This window comes from Bradyrhizobium sp. T-1, assembly GCF_053592855.1.
In genome coordinates this window covers 1360665-1382533 of sequence record NZ_CM132115.1, presented here as the reverse complement: position 1 = coordinate 1382533, position 21869 = coordinate 1360665, and the positions used below count along the sequence as shown (strand labels likewise).

The 21869-nt window shown below is 64.0% G+C and carries 20 protein-coding genes; 10 read left to right on the top strand and 10 right to left on the bottom strand.

Features of this window, described 5'->3' with window-relative positions; translation table 11 throughout:
• Window positions 1–87: 87 nt before the first annotated feature.
• Both ACWAT4_RS06630 and ACWAT4_RS06625 read right to left on the bottom strand, forming a co-directional pair.
• Window positions 88–1770, bottom strand: a complete 1683-nt coding sequence (locus ACWAT4_RS06630; RefSeq protein ID WP_449730083.1) for a mucoidy inhibitor MuiA family protein — start codon at window positions 1768–1770, stop codon at window positions 88–90.
• A 187-nt stretch (window positions 1771–1957) separates the two neighbouring features.
• The gene (locus ACWAT4_RS06625; RefSeq protein ID WP_212298181.1) at window positions 1958–2578 is read right to left on the bottom strand and encodes a response regulator transcription factor; all 621 of its coding nucleotides are present in this window, start codon (window positions 2576–2578) and stop codon (window positions 1958–1960) included.
• A 204-nt stretch (window positions 2579–2782) separates the two neighbouring features.
• On the opposite strand from ACWAT4_RS06625, the gene ACWAT4_RS06620 reads away from it, so the two are divergent.
• Window positions 2783–3820, top strand: a complete 1038-nt coding sequence (locus ACWAT4_RS06620) for an AraC family transcriptional regulator (RefSeq protein WP_449730082.1) — start codon at window positions 2783–2785, stop codon at window positions 3818–3820.
• A gap of 12 nt (window positions 3821–3832) precedes the next feature.
• On the opposite strand, the gene ACWAT4_RS06615 is transcribed toward ACWAT4_RS06620, so the two are convergent.
• Both ACWAT4_RS06615 and ACWAT4_RS06610 read right to left on the bottom strand, forming a co-directional pair.
• Window positions 3833–4150, bottom strand: a complete 318-nt coding sequence (locus tag ACWAT4_RS06615; RefSeq protein ID WP_212298183.1) for an antibiotic biosynthesis monooxygenase family protein — start codon at window positions 4148–4150, stop codon at window positions 3833–3835.
• Between the two features lie 105 nt (window positions 4151–4255).
• Complete coding sequence (locus ACWAT4_RS06610; RefSeq protein ID WP_449730081.1) at window positions 4256–5467, bottom strand: NnrS family protein; 1212 nt, start codon at window positions 5465–5467, stop codon at window positions 4256–4258.
• Between the two features lie 130 nt (window positions 5468–5597).
• Between ACWAT4_RS06610 and ACWAT4_RS06605 the strand changes: the two genes are divergently transcribed.
• Window positions 5598–6308, top strand: a complete 711-nt coding sequence (locus ACWAT4_RS06605) for a Crp/Fnr family transcriptional regulator (RefSeq protein ID WP_212425964.1) — start codon at window positions 5598–5600, stop codon at window positions 6306–6308.
• Between the two features lie 272 nt (window positions 6309–6580).
• Here ACWAT4_RS06605 and ACWAT4_RS06600 read toward each other — a convergent pair whose 3' ends face one another.
• A complete protein-coding gene (locus tag ACWAT4_RS06600; RefSeq protein WP_212298186.1) occupies window positions 6581–6778 on the bottom strand; it encodes a DUF1858 domain-containing protein in 198 nt (65 codons plus the stop codon).
• A 198-nt stretch (window positions 6779–6976) separates the two neighbouring features.
• Complete coding sequence (gene hemN, locus ACWAT4_RS06595; RefSeq protein ID WP_212298187.1) at window positions 6977–8329, bottom strand: oxygen-independent coproporphyrinogen III oxidase; 1353 nt, start codon at window positions 8327–8329, stop codon at window positions 6977–6979.
• A gap of 166 nt (window positions 8330–8495) precedes the next feature.
• On the opposite strand from hemN, the gene ACWAT4_RS06590 reads away from it, so the two are divergent.
• The 3 genes from ACWAT4_RS06590 to ACWAT4_RS06580 all read left to right on the top strand — a co-directional run bounded on the left by ACWAT4_RS06590 (window position 8496) and on the right by ACWAT4_RS06580 (window position 10985).
• Window positions 8496–8702, top strand: coding sequence for a hypothetical protein (locus ACWAT4_RS06590; protein ID WP_212425962.1), 207 nt, complete (start codon window positions 8496–8498; stop codon window positions 8700–8702).
• Between the two features lie 252 nt (window positions 8703–8954).
• Window positions 8955–10052: a copper-containing nitrite reductase gene (gene nirK / locus ACWAT4_RS06585; RefSeq protein ID WP_212298189.1), complete on the top strand. Its 1098-nt coding sequence runs from the start codon at window positions 8955–8957 to the stop codon at window positions 10050–10052.
• Between the two features lie 54 nt (window positions 10053–10106).
• Window positions 10107–10985, top strand: a complete 879-nt coding sequence (locus tag ACWAT4_RS06580) for an SUMF1/EgtB/PvdO family nonheme iron enzyme (protein WP_449730080.1) — start codon at window positions 10107–10109, stop codon at window positions 10983–10985.
• Between the two features lie 128 nt (window positions 10986–11113).
• Here the strand turns inward: ACWAT4_RS06580 and ACWAT4_RS06575 are convergent, their stop codons facing one another.
• Entirely contained in the window at window positions 11114–11764 is a 651-nt protein-coding gene (locus ACWAT4_RS06575) for a CoA transferase subunit B (RefSeq protein WP_212298191.1), read from the bottom strand.
• Window positions 11764–12501, bottom strand: a complete 738-nt coding sequence (locus ACWAT4_RS06570) for a CoA transferase subunit A (protein WP_212298192.1) — start codon at window positions 12499–12501, stop codon at window positions 11764–11766. The genes ACWAT4_RS06575 and ACWAT4_RS06570 overlap by 1 nt, the downstream gene beginning before the upstream one ends.
• 303 nt (window positions 12502–12804) lie before the next feature.
• Here ACWAT4_RS06570 and ACWAT4_RS06565 point away from each other — a divergent pair, with 303 nt between their 5' ends.
• Window positions 12805–14694 (top strand): AsmA family protein, encoded by a 1890-nt coding sequence (locus tag ACWAT4_RS06565; protein WP_212298642.1) that lies wholly within the window; start codon window positions 12805–12807, stop codon window positions 14692–14694.
• Window positions 14695–14794: 100 nt separating this feature from the next.
• Here the strand turns inward: ACWAT4_RS06565 and dctA are convergent, their stop codons facing one another.
• Window positions 14795–16138 carry a C4-dicarboxylate transporter DctA gene (gene dctA, locus ACWAT4_RS06560; protein ID WP_449730079.1) on the bottom strand — a complete coding sequence of 448 codons (1344 nt, stop codon included), beginning with the start codon at window positions 16136–16138 and terminating at the stop codon, window positions 14795–14797.
• 52 nt (window positions 16139–16190) lie between these two features.
• Entirely contained in the window at window positions 16191–17264 is a 1074-nt protein-coding gene (locus ACWAT4_RS06555) for a 4-oxalomesaconate tautomerase (protein WP_449730078.1), read from the bottom strand.
• A 118-nt stretch (window positions 17265–17382) separates the two neighbouring features.
• Here ACWAT4_RS06555 and ACWAT4_RS06550 point away from each other — a divergent pair, with 118 nt between their 5' ends.
• The 4 genes from ACWAT4_RS06550 to ACWAT4_RS06535 all read left to right on the top strand — a co-directional run bounded on the left by ACWAT4_RS06550 (window position 17383) and on the right by ACWAT4_RS06535 (window position 21853).
• Window positions 17383–18339, top strand: coding sequence for a LysR family transcriptional regulator (locus tag ACWAT4_RS06550; RefSeq protein ID WP_449730077.1), 957 nt, complete (start codon window positions 17383–17385; stop codon window positions 18337–18339).
• A 295-nt stretch (window positions 18340–18634) separates the two neighbouring features.
• Entirely contained in the window at window positions 18635–20020 is a 1386-nt protein-coding gene (locus ACWAT4_RS06545; RefSeq protein ID WP_212298196.1) for an ABC transporter substrate-binding protein, read from the top strand.
• A gap of 97 nt (window positions 20021–20117) precedes the next feature.
• Window positions 20118–20990 (top strand): carbohydrate ABC transporter permease, encoded by an 873-nt coding sequence (locus ACWAT4_RS06540; RefSeq protein WP_212298197.1) that lies wholly within the window; start codon window positions 20118–20120, stop codon window positions 20988–20990.
• Window positions 20987–21853 (top strand): carbohydrate ABC transporter permease, encoded by an 867-nt coding sequence (locus ACWAT4_RS06535; RefSeq protein WP_212298198.1) that lies wholly within the window; start codon window positions 20987–20989, stop codon window positions 21851–21853. The genes ACWAT4_RS06540 and ACWAT4_RS06535 overlap by 4 nt, the downstream gene beginning before the upstream one ends.
• Window positions 21854–21869: the final 16 nt, after the last annotated feature.

The following is a 21869-nucleotide window of genomic DNA, read 5'->3' as shown; positions in this document are numbered from 1 at the left end:
GAGAACCCCCAAGAGGATAGAGCCCTCACCCCAGCCCTCTCCCGCAAGCGGGAGAGGGAGCGCACCTTCTTTGTGGCGCGACGGATCCTAGCCCGACGGCACGATCACCATGCTCTTGTCCTTCGGCCAGCGGACGCGCCAGGCGAAGTTGATGTCCTTGACCTCGCCGGGCTTGGCGTCGAACGACCATTCCAGCACGCCGCGCTTGTCGCGAATATTGCTCGCGGTGGGCGGTGTGGTCGCGGGCAGCATCTCGACGACGATCTCGTCGTTCTCGCTGACCGGCAGCTGATCCTCGATTACAACGTGAATCGGGAAATCGTGGCCGTTGCGGATAGTCGTCTTGAAGGCGCGCTCGTCGGTCTTCGAGGTCGTCACGATCAGGCCGGCCGAGCCCTCGTTGCGCTTGAGCACCGCGCGCTCGATCTTGACCTTGTCGTCGGCGCCGAAGCCGAGCCGCACGATATCGTCCTTGGCCGAGGCCGAGAGCTTGCCGCGGCCGACGAAAACGCCATCACGGTAGATCGCGACCTTGCCCGGCAGCAAGGTCGTGTCGTCGGTCTGCTTGAAGCTGGCTTCGAGGAAAGCGGTGGGGTCCAGCACCGGCGCGGCGCGTGCCGCAAGCTCGGCGGGCACGCTCATGGAAGCGATGCGCAGGCTCTTGGCACCCTCGGCGGCACCAAGGCTGACGCGGCCGGGGATTTTGAAGGTGGCCTGGAAACCACCGATCTCCGCAACGGCTTGCTGTTCGTCTGCACGCTCGCGCGGCTCGGGTGACTCCGCAACCTTGGCCGCGAAGGATGGCGTCAACATCTGACGCTGGGCGGGAGCAGGCCTTGCCAGGTCCGAAGCGGCGCCGAGCGCCATCGGCTTCGGCACCTGCGGATATTGCGCCACCAGCGAGCCGAGCTCCGGTGCGCTGCCGCCACGGGCGATACGCACGGTGGAGACGCCGAGCGCGACGTTCGACCAGTTCTCGCCGGTGGATTGCGTCACCTCGGCGCGACGGACCAGCTCGAGCTGCGGCTTGCGATCCTTGGCGCCGGTGTCGAGCCGGGCGTCATAGAGCGGCAGCCAGCGCGCATTGCGGACGGCGTAAGTGACGCGCAGCGTCGCTTTCGTCGCAGCCGCGGCGGCGACGTCGATTCGAACCTCGAGCTTGCGCGGCGGCTTGTCGGTTCTGTCAGCTTCGAGCTGCGCGATCTGGCGATCGATCTCACGCTGCTTTCGCACCGTCTCGCGGATCGCGCTGTCGGCGGCCGCGATCTCCTCGGAAACCGCCGCAAACGCCGCGCGCCATTCGGTGATCGGGCGTGCCTCGCCCTTGTCACCGAGGCCGGCGGGAGAGGCCTCGGCGAAGCGCTCCGCGAATTTACGCCGGGCCGTCGCTGCATCGATCGTGCCTTGCAGATCGGCGCGCTCGTCCTTGAGCGCCTCGATACGCTTGTCGAGCTCGGGAAGATTGACCGGCGGCGCCGCGCGCGGGGGCCGCGCATCAATGGTGCCGATGGTGAGTTTTGCGCCCGCCTCGCCCTCGACCCGGAGAGAGGATGGATCGAGCGAGAGCGGAAAATCCTTGGCGACCAGCGTCGAGTCGCCGGAGGCGAGATCAATCGCGATCACGCGGGTGACGGTGGCGCCATCGGGATAGACGGTAACGGTGTCGATGGCCGATGTGGCATCCACATCGGAGGCCCATGAGGGCGAGCCGAGTGCTGCGGTCACCAGGACCAGGCTCGTCGTCGCCAGACATCTTGCGATCGTGCGCATCAAATTTCTCCCTGCCGATATCGCCGCGCGCCGCCAGCCGGACGCTACGAAAACATGCCACGCCATCGTGGTGAGACGCGGCAGGGAAGGAACTGGTTCGATTGGGGTTTCCGTGGGGCGCCGCTGCGGCGGCACCATGGCCGCGGAACGCGTCACCACGCCACGGCACAATCAAGCTTGGGAGCGTTCAGACCTGGCTGGGCGACGCCTGGCCGAAGATGCGGCGGAGCAGATCCGTCACGTTGCGGGCGCCCGCCTTCTTCAAAATGCTGGCGCGATAGCCCTCGACCGTGCGGGCGCTCAAATGCAAGCGCCGGGCGATCTCCTTGTTGGTCCGGCCGGCGGCGAGATGCGCGAGCACGTCGTTTTCGCGCGCGGTCAGGGGCTCGCAGCCTGGCAGCCAGCGGTGCCTGGCCGAATCGGGCTGGGCAGACTCATCGATCGCAGCATCGATCCGGCCGACGAGATCCTGGGTGCGAAACGGCTTTTCGATGAAGTCGGCAGCGCCGCTCTTGATCGCATCGACCGCCATGGCGATGCTGCCGTTCGCCGATGTCATCAGCACCGGCGCCATGCAGTTTTCCTCGCGCAGGCGCCTGAGCACATCGAGGGCGGAGCGATCCGGCGGCATCTCCAGCAGCACGCAAGCCGGCATCCGCGCCTTGGCTTCCGACAGCAGCGATGCGCCGTCGGCAAAGCAGATCACGTCATAGGCGCTCTGTTGAAGCGCTTTGGACAATTGTTCGCGGGAGGCAGCGTCGGTGTCGATGACGAATACCTCGCCCTTGGAAAACACGTTCCCCGGCATAATCCCGATCCAGCAATGTCTTGGTCAAATGATACGAGACGGCCGCGGGGCCAACCGCCCTGCTGCGCCGTCATGAGCACGGCATTCCCGCCGGTGCGTCGCTTTTCCCTATGTATGTTCCGCGCTGTTCCCGGATTTGACGGATCGGGACAGAAACTTTACATTTCGAGACATCTGCAGGAATGGCTGGCAGGAATTGGTCGCATGACCGACCTCGTTCGCAGCGCAGGCCTGAGCTGTTACCCGGAAGTCGCCCGGACGGTCGGGCTCGACCCCAAGCAGATGATGCGCAAGGCCAGGCTGCCGCCGGCCGTGCTCGACAAGCCCGATACCCCCATCGCCGTTGCAAGCGTGCGTCGCTTGCTCGAATTGTCGGCAGAAGTCTCCGGTGCCGAAGATTTCGGCTTGCGGCTGGCCGAGCGCGGAGGGCTGACCAATTTCGGCGCCGTCGGCCTGATCGTGCGCGAACAGGCAACCGTCGGCGAGGCGATCGAAGCATTCTCCCGCTTCATCCATGTCCACCATGACGGCATGAAGCTCGACGTAGTCAGGGACAAGCAGACCGTGACCGTCCGATTGCATTTGCGGGGACGACGGCCGACCGCGCCGCGCCAGTCGATCGACATGGCGCTGGGCAGCGTCCACCGCATCATCCAGTCACTGTTCGGCAGCGACTGGCGGCCGCAGGAGGTGCACCTGCACTACCCGCCGCCGCGCGACCGCAAGCGCTACCGCGACTTCTTCGGTTGCCGCGTGGCCTTCAATGCGGCGGAGGACGCGATTCTATTGTCGGCGCATGACATGGAGCGGCGGATTCCGAGCGCGCATCCCTTGATCGCGAGCTATCTGCGCAAGCGGATCGAGGCGATCGAGACCCGGCCGGCGAGCTGGGAGGGAAAGGTCGACGAGATCGTGCGAAGCCTGCTCGCGACCGGAGACTGCACGGTCGAACGCGTCGCCGAGCATCTCGCCTGTACCCGCCGCACCATTCACCGGCACCTTGCCGCATCAGGCACCAGCTTCTCGGCCATCCTTGATGCGCAGCGCGCCGATCTCGTGATCCAGCTGATCGAGGACCCCGGCCGGCCGTTGGCGGATATTGCCGCACAGCTCGGCTTCTCGGCCCAAAGCGCCATGGCCCGCTGGTTCCGCGGCCGCTTCGGCTGCACTCTCACCGACTGGCGCAGGGGCGTTCGTCCGCCGGCCACGGCGGTCGACGCTCCCTCGGCCTCAGCAGCCTAGCTCACACTCAAATCAGGCGTGCTCGAACGGGCCGACTTCGCGGATGACCTTGCAGATCTGCAAGCGGCCGCTGGCATAGAATTCGGCATGCCCTCGTTTCATCGCCTCGATATGTTCCGGATGCGTGCGCCAGGCTTCGAGTGCCTCCTCCGAAGCAAAGCGAAACACGGTCAGCTCCTCGCCGTCGTCGGCCTTGAACGATTTGACCGACAGAAAGCCCGGAAGGCCGCTGACAATGTTGTACATGCGCTCGCCCAGCCGATCATATTCCTCGATCCGGACACCATCACGCAGATTCAGGCCGCCAATCACAACGACTTCGCCGATCATTTTCGATCCATTCCTCGATCGCGTTTCCACGCCAGGCTAGCAGCCGGCGCACCTCGAAAGATAGTTTCGGATCGACGACGACGTTTGTTACGCCGGGACGAAATTTCAGCGTGCCGGAGCCGGCATGCCCATGATGGCGAGCGCGCGCCGCGGGTTGCCGGCGAGCAATGGCCCGAACGCGGCTGCAAACCCGAGGAACGCGACGATCCAACCGCAGGCCGCAATGTGCAGCAGCACATCGCTGTGCGCCGGAAACACCACGGCAGCGACCCGCGCCAGCGCCGCGACGATGATCGCAGCGTAGATCCCTTGCGTGGCGGGTGAGGCCATCAGCGCCTGTCCGGTGTGGCCGAGGCTCGCGCGCGTCATGACCGCGAGCGTCATGATTCCAGCCGCGCCCGTCATCCAGGCGTGAATGCCGGCGCTTGGCGGCAGCACGCCGAAGCCGGCCAGGGCGTTCAGCAGGAAACCTGATGGCACGAAGGCGTAACCGACGTGAAGGATCAACAAGAGCCGCTCGCGCGTGGTGCGGTCACCGGCCCAGCGCGCAAACCGCACCAGGTGCAATAGGCCGACGAGCGCCATGACGACGCCGGTGATCAGGTTCAGCGGCGCCACGATCCAGCCGATCAGCGCGAGCGCGCTCAATCCGATCACCACGCCGTCGAAGCGTCCGAACGGTACCGGCAGGCGGCCGGCGTTGAACTTGACCAGCCAGTTGCGGGTGAAGCTCGGGATGATGCGGCCGCCGATGAGCGAGATCAGCAGCACGACCACGCCGATCCCGACGCGAATGCCGACATCGGCCGCGCCCTCGTAATGTGCTTCAAGATGGAAGGCGACATTGCCGGCGAGCAGCATCAGCACGAGCACCACCACCGGCAAATTGCGCCAATTGCCGCCCGCGATGATCTCTCGGGTTGCGGCCGCGACGACCAGCGCCAGGAAGCCGGCGTCGAGGGCGAGCGCGAACGCCCAGCCGATCTCGGCGGACAGTGCCACCGCGGCGCGCCCGGCGAGCCAGACCACCAGCAGCGCCCCCAGCGACGTGCCCTGGATCGGCAGCCGACCGGTCCAGTTCGGGATCGCCGTGAACAGGAACCCGGTGATGACAGCGGGCAGAAAGCCGTAGAGCATCTCGTGAACATGCCAGTCCCGCGGCGCGAAGGCCGATGTCACCGACAGCTCGCCATAGAACATCGGCAGCCAGACCAGGATCGACAGGCCGGCCTGGATCGCGCCGAGCAGAAAGAAAGGCCGGAAACTGTTCGCAAACAGCGGCCAGCCCGCAAAATTACGGGATCGGGGACCAGCCATCGGGGCAACTCCTGTGAATTCGCAACTGTTGCTTGGAAAAATACTGCCGCCCGGCCGACCCGTTTTGCGCTATCGCAAACTGTCCGACGATTGCAGGTGCCATCACACTCCCGAGCGTCAAGGAGGCAGAATGGCCAAGGTCGACACATCGCTGGTTGCGCATTTGCCGCTGTTTGCCGGCGTCAAGCCGGACGACCTCGACGAGATCCTGCGCGAGGCCCGTTCGGCGCGCTATCCCAAGAGCACCGCCATTTTCGAGCAGGGCGCGGACGCGAAGTCCTTCTTCCTGCTGCTGCACGGCCACGTCCGTGCGGCCAAGACCACGCCGACCGGCGAGCAGATCGTGGTGCGCTACGTCGCGCCCGGAGAGACCTTCGGGCTCGCGATGGCGATCGGCACGGCGCAATATCCGGCGACCGCGATGGCCGTCGACGACAGCGTGGTGCTGATCTGGCCGACCTCGGCCTGGCCGCGGCTGATCGAGCGGTTTCCCTCCCTCGCCGCCAACACGATGCAGACCGTCGGCAAGCGGCTGCAGGAGAGTCACACCCGCATCCTGGAAATGTCGACCCAACAGGTCGAGCAACGCGTCGCGCATGCATTGCTGCGGCTCGCCAACCAATCCGGCAAGAAGCTCGAAAAGGGTATCGAGATCGACTTCCCGATCAGCCGCCAGGACATTGCGCAGATGACCGGCACCACGCTGCACACGGTGAGCCGCATCCTCAGCGGCTGGGAGAGCCAAGGGCTCGTCGAGAGCGGCCGACAGCGCATCATCCTGCGCGAGCCGCACCGGATCGTCGTGCTGGCGGAACGAAACCCGGACAGCGGCGCGGCGTAACTTATCCTCTCCCTCTCCCCGTTCTTACGGGGCCGCGACGAGCTTCGCTCGCGCTGAGAGGGTTGGGGTGACGGCTTCCTTCCACGTATGAGATCGTAGCGAGGCCTGTACCCCCTCACCGGGATTGCATCTTGCGATGCGATGCAATCCGACCTCTCCCCGCAAGCGCGGAGAGGTGAACACAAAAATTAGGGGTGAGGGCACTTTCGCTTGCGGCGAAAGCTCTCCCTCACCCGGAAATCCGCGCGCCCCCGCGCAGACTCCGATCCGCCTCATGCCGGTACGCAATCGCTCAGCGCAGCCAGGAATTTGTCGCGGTCGATACCATGCTCGCGGCAGGCATCGTCCACAGTATGGAAGGTTGCGATCGGACAGCCGACACAGGCCATCTTGAAGGCGAGGAACACGCGGATCGTGTGCGGCGCCGTACGCATGATGTCATCGACCACATCGTCAGATCGGAAAGGCATGGACAACTCCGTTCCGAAACGAAAATAGCGGAGGTGGCCGGAGTTTCTTTGTTGAAGCGCAAGCTGTCGCCAGTTCCTCAACTCGTCATTCCGGGGCGCGCCGCTTTGGCGCGAGCCCGGAATCCATCATGCAGCAGATCACGTGGAAAAATGGATTCCGGGCTCGTGCTTCGCACGCCCCGGAATGACGGAGAGAGGCTACACCGCCCGACTATGCAACTGCTTCCCCGGATCGAGATGCGCATCGAACGCGGCAGCAACGCTGCGGACCAGGAAGCGCGAGTCGTTCGCAACCGCGAGACGGTCGCCATCCAGCTTCACTACACCATCCGAGATCAGGGACTTCAGCCGCGATGCCGACGCCAGCATCGCCTCCGGTTCGGCGCCATGTCGCGCGCAGATGTCGCCGAGATCGGCGCCGAACTCGCACATGATCCGCTCGATGATATCGGCGCGCAGACGGTCGTCGTCGGTGAGCCTATAGCCCTTCGCTGTGGCGAGGCGGCCGTTCGTGATGCTGTGCTGATAAGCGCCGATCTGCACGTCGTTCTGGACGTAGCCTTGCGGCAGATGCCCGATCGCGCTGGCACCGAAGCCGAGCAACACCTCGCCCTGATCGGTGGTGTAGCCCTGAAAGTTGCGCCGCAGCGTCCCCTGATCGAAGGCCACGGCCATGGCATCATCGGGACGCGCAAAATGGTCGAGGCCGATCTGCACATAGCCGGCCTCCTTCAGCGCGTTGGCGATGGCGCAAGCCTGGTCGTGGCGCGCAAGGCCGTCCGGCAGGTGCGCCTCATTGATCATGCGCTGGTGCTTCTTGAAGCTCGGCACATGCGCGTAGCCGAACACCGAGAAACGGGCCGGCGCGAGCTCGAGCGAACGCCGCACCGTATCCAGACAGGACGCGATGGTCTGGTGCGGAAGGCCGTAGATCAGATCGAAATTCAGTCCCTTGATCCCGGCACGCCTGAGCCTGTCGACGACGGAGGCGGTCTGCTCGTAACTCTGCACGCGGTTGATCGCGCGCTGCACGACGGGATCGAAGCTCTGCACCCCCAGGCTCGCGCGATTGACGCCGGAGAGCCGCATGGCCTCGACCATCTCTGCGGTCAATGTCCGTGGGTCGATCTCGACGGCGATTTCGGCCGAGGGCAGCACGAAGAAGGCGTGACGCATCGCCGCCATCAACTCGGCAAAGGCTTCCGGCGCCATGATCGTCGGCGTGCCGCCGCCAAAATGGATGTGCTCGACCTTGATACGGCGACCGATGGTCTCGGCGACCTCTGCAATCTCGCTGCAAAGCGTTTGCTGATAGGCCGCGATCAGTCCGTCGCGACGGACGATCTGGGTGTGGCAGCCGCAATACCAGCACATCTCGCGGCAGAACGGCACGTGCAGATAGAGTGACGCACTGGCATCGCCGGGAAGCTCGGACAGCCAGCGTGCGTAGGTATCGGCGCCGATCGCCGGTGAAAAATGCGGCGCGGTGGGATAGCTCGTGTAGCGCGGCAGACGCTCCTCGCCGTAATTGGCTGCGAGATCGATCCTCATGTCTTACCCATTCGTAAATTGATGCCGCTGGCAGTCGCGGCCGACTCCGGATGGCATTGGATTACCCGTTTTCTGCCCGACGACCTTGCGCTTGCTCAATGTCTAAGCGCCGGATTGGGCCCATGGTGTCAACCATCGTCCCTTATCGTCCCTTGGGAGATAGGCCATGGCGTCGTTCGCGCTCGATCTCGTTCTCTGGCTTGTCGGTATTCGCGGCCATATCCCCCGCTTCGACGATTTTCGTCCCGTCCCCGTCGCGCCGGCCACCGGCGCGGGCCAGCTCGTACGCGTGCTGGCCATTGCGGCCGTCGTGCTTGCCGCACTCTCGCTCGCAGTCTGGGCGACGGTCTGGATCGCGATCGAGCTTCTCTGATCGACGCATTCAGATCATTCACGATCGAACATCACTGAACATGCGAATGACTTGCCGCTGACGCGGCTATTGGCGCGACTTGTGTCGCGTGCTCTGCCGTTGCGCCCTTCACGCGGTGGCTCTTCGGCAAACCTCTTAAGGATTTTACCGGAGGCGAATCCGGCAAAACCTTGTCGCAGCGCAAACACGCTTGCCAGGATAGGCGCACACTGCATCCGTCATCAAAACCCTTTCACATGAAGGATGCTTCCGATGTTCACCCGCAGAGCCGCATTGATCAGCGCAGCAGCGACCGCCCTGATGCTGGCAACACCCGCCTTCGCTGCCGAAGATCTCAAGCTGCCGCGCCAGAAGGTGGAGCTGGTCGCTCCGCCCTTCGTGCATGCGCACGAGCAAGCGACGAAGCAGGGTCCCAAGATCCTCGAGTTCAAGCTCACGATTCAGGAGAAGAAGGTCGTCATCGACGAGAAGGGCACCACCTTCCAGGCCATGACCTTCAACGGCTCGATGCCGGGTCCGCTGATGGTCGCGCATGAGGGTGACTACGTCGAGCTGACGCTGGTCAATCCCGCGACCAACACCATGCCGCACAACATCGACTTCCATTCCGCAACCGGTGCGCTCGGCGGCGGCGCGCTCACCCTGGTCAATCCCGGCGAGCAGGTCGTGCTGCGCTGGAAGGCGACCAGGACCGGCGTGTTCGTCTATCACTGCGCGCCCGGCGGTCCGATGATCCCCTGGCACGTCGTCTCCGGCATGAACGGCGCTGTGATGGTGCTGCCGCGTGACGGCCTCAACGACGGCAAGGGCCACGCGCTGAAATACGACAAGGTCTATTACATCGGCGAGCAGGACATGTACGTGCCGCGCGACGAGAAGGGCAATTTCAAGTCCTATGACTCGCCGGGCGAAGCCTTCACCGACACCGAAGAGGTGATGAAGAAGCTCACTCCCACCCATGTCGTGTTCAACGGCAAGGTCGGCGCACTCACCGGCAAGAACGCGCTGACCGCGAATGTCGGCGAGAACGTGCTGATCGTGCACTCGCAGGCCAACCGCGACAGCCGTCCGCATCTGATCGGCGGCCATGGCGACTATGTCTGGGAGACCGGCAAGTTCTCCAATCCGCCGGAGACCGGACTTGAGACCTGGTTCATCCGCGGCGGCTCGGCGGGAGCGGCGCTGTACAAGTTCCTGCAACCCGGCATCTACGCTTATGTCACGCATAATCTGATCGAAGCCGCCGACCTCGGCGCCACCGCGCACTTCAAGGTCGAGGGCAAGTGGAACGACGACCTGATGACCCAGGTGAAGGCGCCTGCGGACATACCGGCCGCCAGCACCAACTAAATGGCGTGAAGGGGCCGGCAATCACCGGCCCCTTCTTCTTTCGGGGGAACGACCATGCTGATTGCATTCAAGCTCAAACTGGCACTTGCCTGTGCTGCCGGCTTCGCGGGACCGCTGGCCGTTGCGCCGCTGGTTTCCGAGATGACGACGCACGGCGCGCAGGGCGAGCCCGCAATCGTCGAGATCGCCGCCGGCAGCTTCGCCTATCGCGAAGCGGGCGACTTCACGCGCGCCGGGCGGCAGGCCGAGGCGCCGCTACGCGCATTGCAGTTCACGCGGCCGCTTCACATCATGCGCGAGCAGGTCTCTTCCGCTGACTACCAGCTTTGCGTCCGGGACGGCGGGTGCCGCGGACTCGATCGCGATGTGACCATCGCACCCGACCGCCCGGCCGTGCAGGTCAGCTGGCACGATGCCGAAGCCTACGCATCCTGGCTCTCGCGCAAGACCGGCGTGCACTATCGCCTGCCGAGCGACGAGGAATGGGCCTTTGCGGCGGGCAGCCGGTTCAAGGACGACGGCGTTGCGGTCGACGCGAACGACCCGTCCAAGCGCTGGATCAGCCGCTACGAGCGAGAATCCGAGCGCGACCTCTCCGACACCACAGCCTACCCGTTCGGCAAGTTCGGCCTGAACGAGCGCGGCGTCTCCGATCTCGCCGGCAATGTCTGGGAGTGGACGTCAACCTGCTTCGTGCGCTCGCGTGTCGACGAGGCCGGCAATGCCGGCCGGCCGACGGTGAATTGCGGCGTGCGCGTCGCAGAGGGCGCGCACCGCGCCTATGTCACCGACTTCATCCGCGACGCCCGCGCCGGCGGCTGCGCGCAAGGCGTACCGCCCGCCAATCTCGGCTTCCGCCTGGTGCGCGAGGAGCGGTCGTGGGTGGCGAGCGTGTCGGCGCGGTGGAGCAAGGTCTGGGCGGCGAGGTCGTAGCCGACTCTCAGCCTCGCCATTCCGGGATGCGCGCGCAAGCACGCAGACCCGTAATGACGTTTGTGGCGAGACAAACGAAAACGGCCGGGACGAAGCCCGGCCATTTCACGATGATTGCGATCGCCCGCTTACGTGTTCTTCAGTGCGACGCGGAATTCGGCTTCGGTCTTGGCCTTGACCTCGTCGAGCGTGACGCCGTCGGCGAGCTCGATCAGGGCCATGCCGCCGTCACCGTGCTTGTCGATGGTGAAGACGGCGAGATCGGTGACGACCATATCAACGACGCGCTCGCCGGTTAGCGGCAGATTGCACTTCTTCAGGAGCTTGGCGCCGTCCTTGGCCGAATGCTCCATCACCACGACGACGCGCTTGACGCCGGCAACGAGGTCCATCGCGCCGCCCATGCCCTTGACCATCTTGCCCGGGATCATCCAGTTGGCGAGATCGCCGTTCTGGGCCACCTGCATGGCGCCGAGGATCGACAGATCCATGTGGCCGCCGCGGATCATGCCGAACGAATCCGCGCTCGAGAAATACGAGGTCGAGGGCAGCTCGCTCACGGTCTGCTTGCCGGCGTTGATCAGATCGGCGTCCTCTTCGCCCTCATAGGGGAACGGGCCCATGCCGAGCATACCGTTCTCGCTCTGGAGGCTGACGTCGACGCCGTCGGGGATGTAGTTCGAGACCAGCGTCGGGATGCCGATGCCGAGATTGACGTAGTAGCCGTCACGCAATTCCTTCGCGGCGCGCGCAGCCATCTGTTCACGGGTCCAGGCCATCAGATTTCAACTCCTGTTCCGGCCGCGGGTGCGCTGGTCGGGCGCGGGCGGGTGTTGCGGAATTCGATGCGCTTCGTGGCCGTGCCGACCTCGACGATGCGCTTCACGAAAATGCCGGGCGTGTGGATGTGGTCGGGATTGAGTTCACCGGCGGGAACGAGATGCTCGACCTCGGCCACCGTGATCTTGGCGGCGGTCGCCATCATCGGATTAAAGTTGCGCGCAGTCTTGCGGTAGATGAGGTTGCCGGCGGTGTCGCCCTTCCAGGCGTGCACGATGGCGAGGTCGGCGAACAGGCCGCGCTCCATCAGGTACTTCTCGCCGTCGAACTCCTTCACTTCCTTGCCTTCGGCGATCAGCGTGCCGACGCCGGTCTTGGTGTAGAAGGCCGGGATGCCGGCGCCGCCGGCGCGGATGCGCTCGGCGAGCGTGCCTTGCGGGTTGAATTCGAGCTCCAGCTCGCCGGCCAGGAATTGCTGGGCGAACAGCTTGTTCTCGCCGACATAGGACGAGATCATCTTCTTGATCTGGCGGGTCTCCAGCAGGCGGCTGAGCCCAATGCCGTCGACGCCGGCATTGTTCGAGACCACGGTCAGCCCCTTGACGCCGGAGTCGCGGATCGCATCCGACAGCGACTCGGCGATACCGCAGAGGCCGAAGCCCCCCGACATGATCATCATGTTGTCCTTGAGAATGCCCTCAAGAGCCGACTTGGCGTCGGGATAGACCTTGTTCATGCAAAAAAACCTCGACTGAAGCTGCAGCTTGCAGGCGTCGCGCCCTTATTGGCGGCGATTATTAGGCGAAATCGTCCGAAGCCGTCAATGATACGGGGTTCTCCGTTCCGAGAGCCGGTGGTAGAAGCTGCCCACGCCGTGGGCAGACCCGTCCCCGGCCTTGAAAGCGACAAGAAAACCCATCAAGTTGCGGCACTTAACTAACAGGACTTAACCTAACAGGACTTGGGCGTGGGGCGCGCAGGTTTCCCGGCCCGCCCTTCCGGCTCCAACGACCAACCCGATCAGGACATGCCATTGACCATGGCCCAAGGAATGAAGCGCCTCGGGACGCCGATCGCGGCGCTGCTCGGCGTCGCGCTGATCGCCCTGATCGCGACCTCCTGGCTCATCAACCGCGACGCGCTGCGCAAGGCGGTGGAAGCGCAGATCCGCGACGTCACCGGGCTCGAGCTCAGCGTGGCAGGCAGCATCGACATTTCCGTGCTGCCGGCGAGCTACATCTCCTTCCATGACGTCGGCCTGAAGGGCGGCGGCACTGCCGACCCCGCGCTCCATGTCGACGTGCTCACCGCCAATCTCAGGCTCCTGCCCCTGCTGCTGCAGCGCTTCGAGATCGCCGACCTGACGCTGCTCCGGCCGCACATCCATGTCAGCCTGAAACCGGATGGCGAGAGCAACTGGACGCCCTTCATCCAGACCATTGCGCGCACAATGAAGCCCGGCGCCGACAATCAGGTGTCGTTCTCCGAAATCAGGATTCAGGACGGCGTGCTCCATTACGAGGACGCGGCCACGCACGCCACCGAGCAGTTCGACGACATCGACCTGTCGCTGGCCTGGCCCTCGATCTCGCGCTCCTTCGCCGCGACCGGGCAGTTCGACTGGCGCGGCGAACGCGTCGACGGCTCGATCAGCTTTGCCGACTTCGTCGCCGCCCTGTCCGGCGACCGTTCCGGGCTGAAGGCGCGGATCGCGAGCGCTCCACTCAAGCTCGCCTTTGACGGCAGTGTCGCCAACCGCACCAGCCCGATGATGGAAGGCACCCTCACCATCGACAGCCCGTCCTTGCGCAACGCGCTGCGCTGGACCGGGCAGCCGCAGCCCGGCAGCGGCGGCTTCGGCCGCTTCACGCTGAAGGCGCGCGCCAACGTCGTGGGCGCCTCGATCGCGCTCACCAACGTCAATGTCGAGCTCGACGGCAATGCCGCCGAAGGCGTCATGACCTATGCCAATAATGGCCGGCAGACGCTGCAGGCGACGCTCGCCGCCGATGCGCTCGACTTCACGCCCTACATCTCGACCTTCCGCCTGCTCGCAAGCGGCGCGCGCGACTGGAACAGGCAGCTGTTCGACCTCAACGGCCTCTCGACCACCGACCTCGACATGCGCCTGTCGGCGGCCAGGCTGACGGTCGGCCCGACCAAGCTCGGCCGCACTGCAATCGGCGCCAATTTGCGCAACGGCACTCTGGCACTCTCGGTCGGCGAGGCGCAGGTCTATGGCGGCATTGCCAAGGGTTCGTTCGGCATCTCGCGCTCCGACAGCGTTGCCGACATCAAAGCACAGTTCCAGTTCACCGACGTCGACCTGCAGGCCTGTGCCACCGAGCTGTTCGGCCTCAACAAGCTGTCCGGCCGCGGCAACATCAACGTGTCTCTGCTCGCCTCCGGCTCGAGCCCGTTCGGCCTGGTGCAGTCGCTCGACGGCACCGCCACCGTGACCGGGCATGACGGCGCGATCTCAGGCTTCAATGCCGAGCAGCTCTTGAAGCGACTCGAGCGTCGGCCGCTGTCCGGCGGCGGCAATTTCCGCAACGGCTCGACGCCCTATGACAGCCTCACGATCGCAGTGAAATTCGCCGACGGCATCGCCACCGCCGAGGACATCCGCATCGAAGGCCCTTCGGCGAAGATTACGCTGACCGGCACCGCGTCGGTGCCGACGCGCGAATACGACATGAAAGGCGTGGCGAGCCTCAACACGACGTCCGGCTTTCAATTGCCCTTCATGGTGCAGGGTCCGTGGGACGATCCACTGATCTTCCCCGACCCCGAGGCCCTGATCCGGCAATCGCCTGCGGCGTCTCCTTTCCTCGACCTCTTGAAGCAGCGCATCACCGGCGGAAAGCGACAGGCGCCGGAGGGATCGCCTACGGCGGAGAATGCGAAGGACAACGCCAAGTCCAACTAAGGACGCCACAGGCTGCCTTGCCAAACTGAATACGACGACCGTTTCGTCCAAAGCGGCATCAAGCGGCCGATTTCGTCGTCGAAATCCAGCTCTCGTTCTCCTACATCGCTGGTGCTACCTCGATCGTGGTCCCGACCGCGACCTCGAGAGCGCCATGCTGTCCGAGTTCGCGGGCCAGCACTTCGCGGTCGCAGGCGTTCTCCCACAGCGAAACCGTGATGGCCGCGACGCAGTTGCTGATCATGCTGGTCAGCGCCCGCGCCTCCGACATGAAGCGGTCGATGCCGACGAGCAGCGCCACGCCGGTCACGGGCAGGTCCGGCATGACGGAGAGAGTCGCGACCAGCGCGACGAAGCCGCTGCCGGTGACTCCGGCCGCCCCTTTCGACGTCAGCAGCATCAGTCCGAGCATTGCCGCAACCTGTCCCCAGGACAGATGAATGTCGCAGGCCTGCGCGATGAAGATAGACGCCAGGGTGAGATAAATGGCGCTGCCGTCCAGATTGAAAGAGTAGCCCATCGGCAGCACGAGCCCTGATACGCCTTTCCGGCATCCGAGCTGCTCCAGCTTGCGCAGCGCGCCAGGCAGGGCCGGCTCCGATGATGACGTGCCGAGCACGATCAGCAGCTCTTCCTTGAAGTAGCGGATGGTCTTCCATAGGCTGAAGCCGTTCAGCCGCGCCAGCGTACCAAGCACGACAACGACGAAGACGGAGCAGGCGATATAGAAGGTCAGGATCAGCAGTCCGAGCGAGCCGATCGAACGGATGCCATAGCGGCCCACCGTGAACACCATGGCGCCGAAGGCGCCGATCGGAGCGAGCTTCATGATGAAGCCGAAGGACACGAACAGCACCTGCGAGAACGACTCGACTGCCTTCGTCACCACGGCACCACCCTCACCGGCACGGCCGAGGCCAAAGGCGATCAGGATGGAGATCAGCAGGACCGGCAGCACTTCGCCATCGGCAAACGCGCCAAAGAAGGAATGCGGGATGATGTGCAGCATGAAGTCCGCAAATCCGGTCGCAGCTGCCTGCTTGGTGAATTTCGCAGCCACCGAAGGATCCAGCGTATTGACGGACACATGCATGCCGACGCCCGGCTGGATCAGCGACACCGCGATCAGCCCGGCCAGCAGAGCGAGCACGGTCAGCAGGTAGAACAGCGCCATGGATTTCACCAGCGTGCGGCCGACCTCGCGGGAATCGCTGACACTGTTGATGCCGCTGACGATGGTGCAGAACACGATCGGCGCGATCATCATCTTGACCAGCTTGACGAAGCCATCACCAAAGGGCTTCAGCGCGGCACCAAATTCCGGCCAGAAATGGCCCGTGAGGACGCCCAGCACGAGGCCGATCAGCACCTGGACGTAGAGAATCCGGTAGAATGGCTTTCGCAGTTCGCCGTTCGCGGGCTCAGCCGGCGCTTGCATCTGCATGCTCGTTTCTCCCTTGGGTCTGATTATTGAAGGCTTCGAAGGCGGTCCGGCGTCAGGCCGCCAGTACCGATTGCGGCAGGTGCGATCGGCGGGCGAAGACGTGCCCCTCGAAAATTCGCCGGGCTGTCCGCTGCACCCGGGCGACCGGACCCGGCTCCAGCCGAACCACGAGTTGGCCGGACGGATGGGCCAGCGTGATCGGCGCCGGCAGAGCCAGCGGCCCCACCGTCTCTGCGGCAATCGTCCCTGCCGTGATACAGGCCGTCGCGATCGCGACGGCGCCGGTCACCGCGAGCGCGCCATGGCAGTCGTGCGGCATGAAGTACCTGACGTTCAGCGTCGCCTCGTTTGCAGGCGCGATCAGAACCGGTTTCGGGATCACCATTGCCGCCGAATTTGGAAAGCCCATGAGGCGACCGGCCTCGATGCGCAGATGTTCGAGACGCGCGCGGAAGCAGTTGTCGGTGAAATCCGACGGTGCCTCACGGCCGCTGCAGCCGATATCCGCCGCGCGGACCAGCATGACCGGCATGGCCGCGTCGATGCAGGTCACGTCGATCCCGTCGATGCGATCGACCGGCCGTCCCGTGGGAAGGAGGCGACCGGTGCGCGCGCCGGCCGCGTTCGGGAACGACAGTTCGATGGGTGCCGCCGTTCCCGGCACACCGTCGATCCGCGCCTCGCCCTCATAGGTCACCCGCCCTCGGGGAGTGGCAACCGTCGCATCAATCAGCTTGCCGGTGTTGACGTTGTGGATGCGTATATGGGTGCGATCGCCGGCGGCCGCGACCAAGCCGGCTTCAATTGCGAACGGCCCTACGGCCGCCAGCATGTTTCCGCAGTTCGGTGACGTATCGACGATCCCTTCCCGAACGCGCACCTGGGCAAACAAATAGTCGACGTCGGCGCCCGGGACCGATGCCGGTCCGACGATCGCGACCTTGTTGATGACGGCATTGCCGCCGCCGATTCCATCGATCCCGAGGTCGTGTCCGCTTCCCATCACGGACAATAGAAGTGCATCGCGCAGGCCGGGGTCGGCGGGAAGATCGCGGGCCAGGAAAAACGGGCCCCGTGAGGTCCCCCCGCGCATGACCCCACAGGGAATGGCAATCTGATCGTTCATGGAGCTGTTCCGTTCGGCGACATCTTCGTCCGAGCCAGAACATCCTCGCTCTCAACTATTTTGTGAAATGCAAATATCTGAGGTATTATTCCGCTTATCGACATAATGGAGCGAGCCCATGAACGCAGAGCTGCTCGACCTCAAGGCATTCATCACCGTCGCGGAGACGGGAAGCTTCGTGCGGACCGCCAAGGCGCTGAACCTGTCTCAGCCGGCGCTCAGTCGACGCATTCAGAAGCTGGAAGAAAGTCTCGGTGCGCCGTTGCTCGAACGCTCGACGCGTCACGTCAATCTCACCATGACCGGCCGCGACTTCCTTCCGAAGGTGCGCCGCCTCATCGACGAGTTCGAGACCTCGGTGCTCGCCATCCATGATATCGGCGCGCGGAGTTCGGGTTTGGTCTCGGTGGCTGCGGTGCCGACGGCGGTGTTCTACTTCCTGCCGCGTGCGATCGGCCGGTTTGCCGAAGCGTATCCCCGCATTCGCATCCGGATTCTGGACATCGGTGCCAATGAGGGATTGGAGGCGGTCGCGCGCGGAGAAGTCGACTTCGGCATCAATTTCATCGGCGCTTCGCATGCCGAAATCGAATTTGAGAAACTGGTCGAGGATCCTTTCGTCCTGGCCTGCCGCCATGATCATCCGCTGGCATCGCGCAAACAGGTCAGCTGGTCGGAGATCGTATCGCACCGGGTCATCACTGTCGGTCGCAACAGCGGCAACCGCGCGTTGATCGACAATGCGCTGGCGCGACAGGGCCTGCAGCTGAACTGGTCCTATGAAGTCGCTCACCTCTCCGGCTCGCTCGGCCTGGTCGAAGCGGGACTGGGCATCGCCGTGCTGCCGAGGCTCGCGACGCCCGCCGCCGGCCATCCGATCATTCACACCGTTCGGCTGATCGAGCCGGAGGTGTCGCGAACGATCGGAATCGTGCGCAGGCGCGGAGCGACGCTATCGCCTCATGCCAGCCAGTTTCTCAAGATGCTCCTCGAGGCATGGCGCTCGCCATCCCGGACGAGCGGACATGGCAAGCCTCGTTCCGCTGAGGCGATCGGCCCAAAGGGGAAACGCTGATGGCCCGCGCGCGCAGCGGCGCAAGAGCGTTCCGCAGAGGCCTCCAGCAGGCAGGTCTTTCGCTGGCGGCGAGCAGGTATGTCGGGAGCGAATGGTCGGTCGAGGCCGGAACGCACGAGGCGAATTGATTGCCGCGAATTGATGCGGTGATTGGATCGATGCGCACATTAAGCATCTCCGAGAGCCCGGCACCCCTCGACCTAGGTCTGACAACATGGCGCTAGATCGGATAGCGGGCATGGGCTAGTGTTTTATACGACCGGTTAAAAACACCGGCCGTTTGAGGGAGAAAAACGTGAGATCCAAGGTTATTGGCGCAGTATCATTGGCGGTCGCTGCGGTTGGGCTGTTCGCGGCCACTGCACCCGCCTTTGCGCAGCAGAAGACAATTACGGTCTGGTGGGGCAAGGGCTTCTACCGCTCCGAAGACGATGCGCTGCTCGAGACGATCAAGAAGTTCGAAGCCAAGACCGGCATCAAGGTCGAATTGTCGCAGTACGCGATTCAGGACATGATTCCGAAGACGGTCGCCGCGCTCGACGCCGGCACCGTGCCCGACGTCGCCTATTCCGATTCCTATGACGTGCAGGCGCAGGGCAAGTGGGCCTACGAGGGCAAGCTCGAGGACCTCACGGATGTCATGGAGCCGATCAAGGGTCGGTTCGTGCAGAACACGCTGGACGCCTCGATCCTCTATAACGACGTCACCAAGAAGAAGGCCTATTACGGCTTCCCGCTGAAGCAGCAGAGCATGCACGTCCAGATCTGGAACGACATGCTGGAGAAGGCGGGCTTCAAGCAGAGCGACATCCCGAATGATTGGGAAGGCTACTGGACCTTCTGGTGCGACAAGGTGCAGCCGGCGATCCGCAAGGCCACCGGCCAGCGGATCTACGCCGTCGGCCAGCCGATGGGTGTCGAATCCACCGACGCCTTCCAGTCGTTCTACACTTTCATGGACGCCTATCACGTCAAGCTGGTCGATGACGACGGCAAGCTTCTGGTCGACGACCCCAAGGTCCGCGACGGCCTAATCAAGGCGATGAAGGACTACACCGACACCTACATCAAGGGCTGCACCCCGCCGTCCTCGACGACCTGGAAGGATCCGGACAACAACGTCGCCTTCCACAACAAGACGATCGTGATGACCCACAATTTCACGATCTCGATCGCGGCGAAGTGGTACGAGGACTCGCAGAATCAGGCCCTCACCCAGGAGCAGCGCGACGCCGGCAAGAAGGCTTATGAGCAGGACATCATCACCGCGTCCTTCCCGAAGGCGCCGGATGGTTCAACCATTCGCTATCGCTCCGACGTCAAGACCGGGCTGATCTTCACCGCAGCGAAGAACAAGGCCGAGGCCAAGCAGTTCATCAGCTTCCTGCTGCAGGAGGAGAACGTCCGTCCCTATATCGAGGGCGCGCTCGGCCGCTGGTTCCCGGTGACCAAGGAAAGCCAGGCCAGCCCGTTCTGGCAGGCTGACAAGCACCGCAAAGCGGTTTATGCCCAGTTCACCGGCGGCACCGCTCCGTTCGACTTCACCAAGAACTGGAAGTTCACGATCCTGAACAACGAGAACGTGTGGGCGAAGGCCATGAACCGGGTCGTCAGCGAGAAGGTCCCGGTCGACAAGGCCGTCGACGAGCTGATCGCCCGCATCAAGCAGGTTGCAGGCTAAGTTCTCTTTCTTCCTCTCTCCGCTGGCGCGGGGAGAGGCAAAGCGCTAACACCGGCCGCCTCGTGCGGCCGGAAGTCCTTTCAAAGAGTCCCAAAGAATGGCGATCACGCTCTCTGGCGATCAGTCGATCCCCGCTCCGCCCTTGTCGCCGCGGCTGACCCCGGCGCAGGTGTGGGGCATCGTGCTGCTTGCGCCCTATCTGCTCGTTTTTCTCGCCTTCGTCGTCTATCCCGTCTGCTACGGGCTGTGGCTGGCGCGGGCGCCGTCGAACTATGTCGCGCTCTATAACGACCCGATCTTCGCGCGCGCCGCGGTCAACACGCTGATCTTCCTGGTCATCGGCATCAACATCAAGATGCTGATCGCGCTGTTCCTGTCCGGCTTCTTCGCGCAGCAGCGCCCCTGGATCAAATGGCTCTCGGTGATCTTCATCCTGCCCTGGGCGGTGCCGTCGATCCCGACCATCCTGTCGGTACGCTTCATGCTCAACCCCGAATGGGGCATGGTGAACCATTTCATCTTTTCCTTCACCGGCGACGACGGTCCGAACTGGCTGAACGATCCCACCGTGGCGCTGACCATGGCGATCGCCGTGCACATCTGGAAGTCGCTGCCGTTCTGGACGCTGATCCTGATCACCGGACGTCTCGCGATCTCGCACGACCTGTTCGAGGCCGCCGAGGTCGACGGCGCCAGCTGGTGGCAGAAATTCCGCTTCATCACCTGGCCGTCGATGCAGACGCTCTACGTGACCTGCACACTGCTCTCGATGATCTGGACGCTCGGTGACTTCAACAGCGTCTATCTGCTCACCGGCGGTGGTCCGGCCGACCTCACGCATGTGCTGTCGACGCTCGGCATCCGCTATCTCCGGCTCGACCAGCTCTCGCTCGCGATGGCTTCCATCGTCTGCGCGATGCCGTTCGTCCTGCCGCTCGTGTACTTCATGATGAAACGGTTGTCGCGATGAAGCTTCCCGGCGTAAGCGAGTTTTCCTGGCGCGACGTCGCGACCGAAGCCCGGTTGCTGCTGATCGGCATTCCCGTCTTCCTGTGGACGATGATTCCGATCTACCACATGTTCCTGTTCGCGATCTCCCCGAAGGAAGATGCGTTCTCGGGCAAGCTGTGGCCGGATCATCCGACGCTGCACAACTTCGAGATCGTGTTCAAGCAGCAGCACTATTTCCTGCGCGACTTCTACGTCCAGTTCTGGAATTCGACGCTGATCGCGGCTTCGGTCGGCGTGCTGACGCTGTTCATCGCCACGTCCGCGGCATTCTCGATCTCGCGGCTCAAAGTGCCGGGCGGTCGCATGGTGCTGAACCTCGCGCTGTTCACCTATTTCATCCCCGCGGCATTCCTCGCCGTGCCGATGTACCGCACCATGGGCAATTACGGCCTGCTCAACAATCACTGGTCGCTGATCCTGGCGATGGTGACGATCGCCAGCCCTTACGCGATCTGGGTGCTCAAGCAGGCCTCCGACAAGCTCCCGGTCGAGCTGGATGAAGCCGCGGTGATGGACGGCGCCACCACGCTGCAGATCTTCCGCCTGGTGTACCTGCCTCTGATGATGCCCTCGCTGGTCGCGATCGGCACCTATGCGGTGCTGCTCGCCTGGAACGAATATCTCTATGCGTTCCTGCTGCTCTCGAACGACCGCGAGATCACGCTTCCCGTCGCACTCGGCAACTTCCTCGCCGCCGACGATTCGCCCTGGGAGCTGTTGATGACCACCGGCTTCATCTACGCGCTGCCGCCGGCCGCGGTCTATTACGCCTTCCGCCGCTACATGGTGGGCGGTCTGACGGCGGGTGCCGTGAAGTCCTAGAGCATGGTCCGGAAAA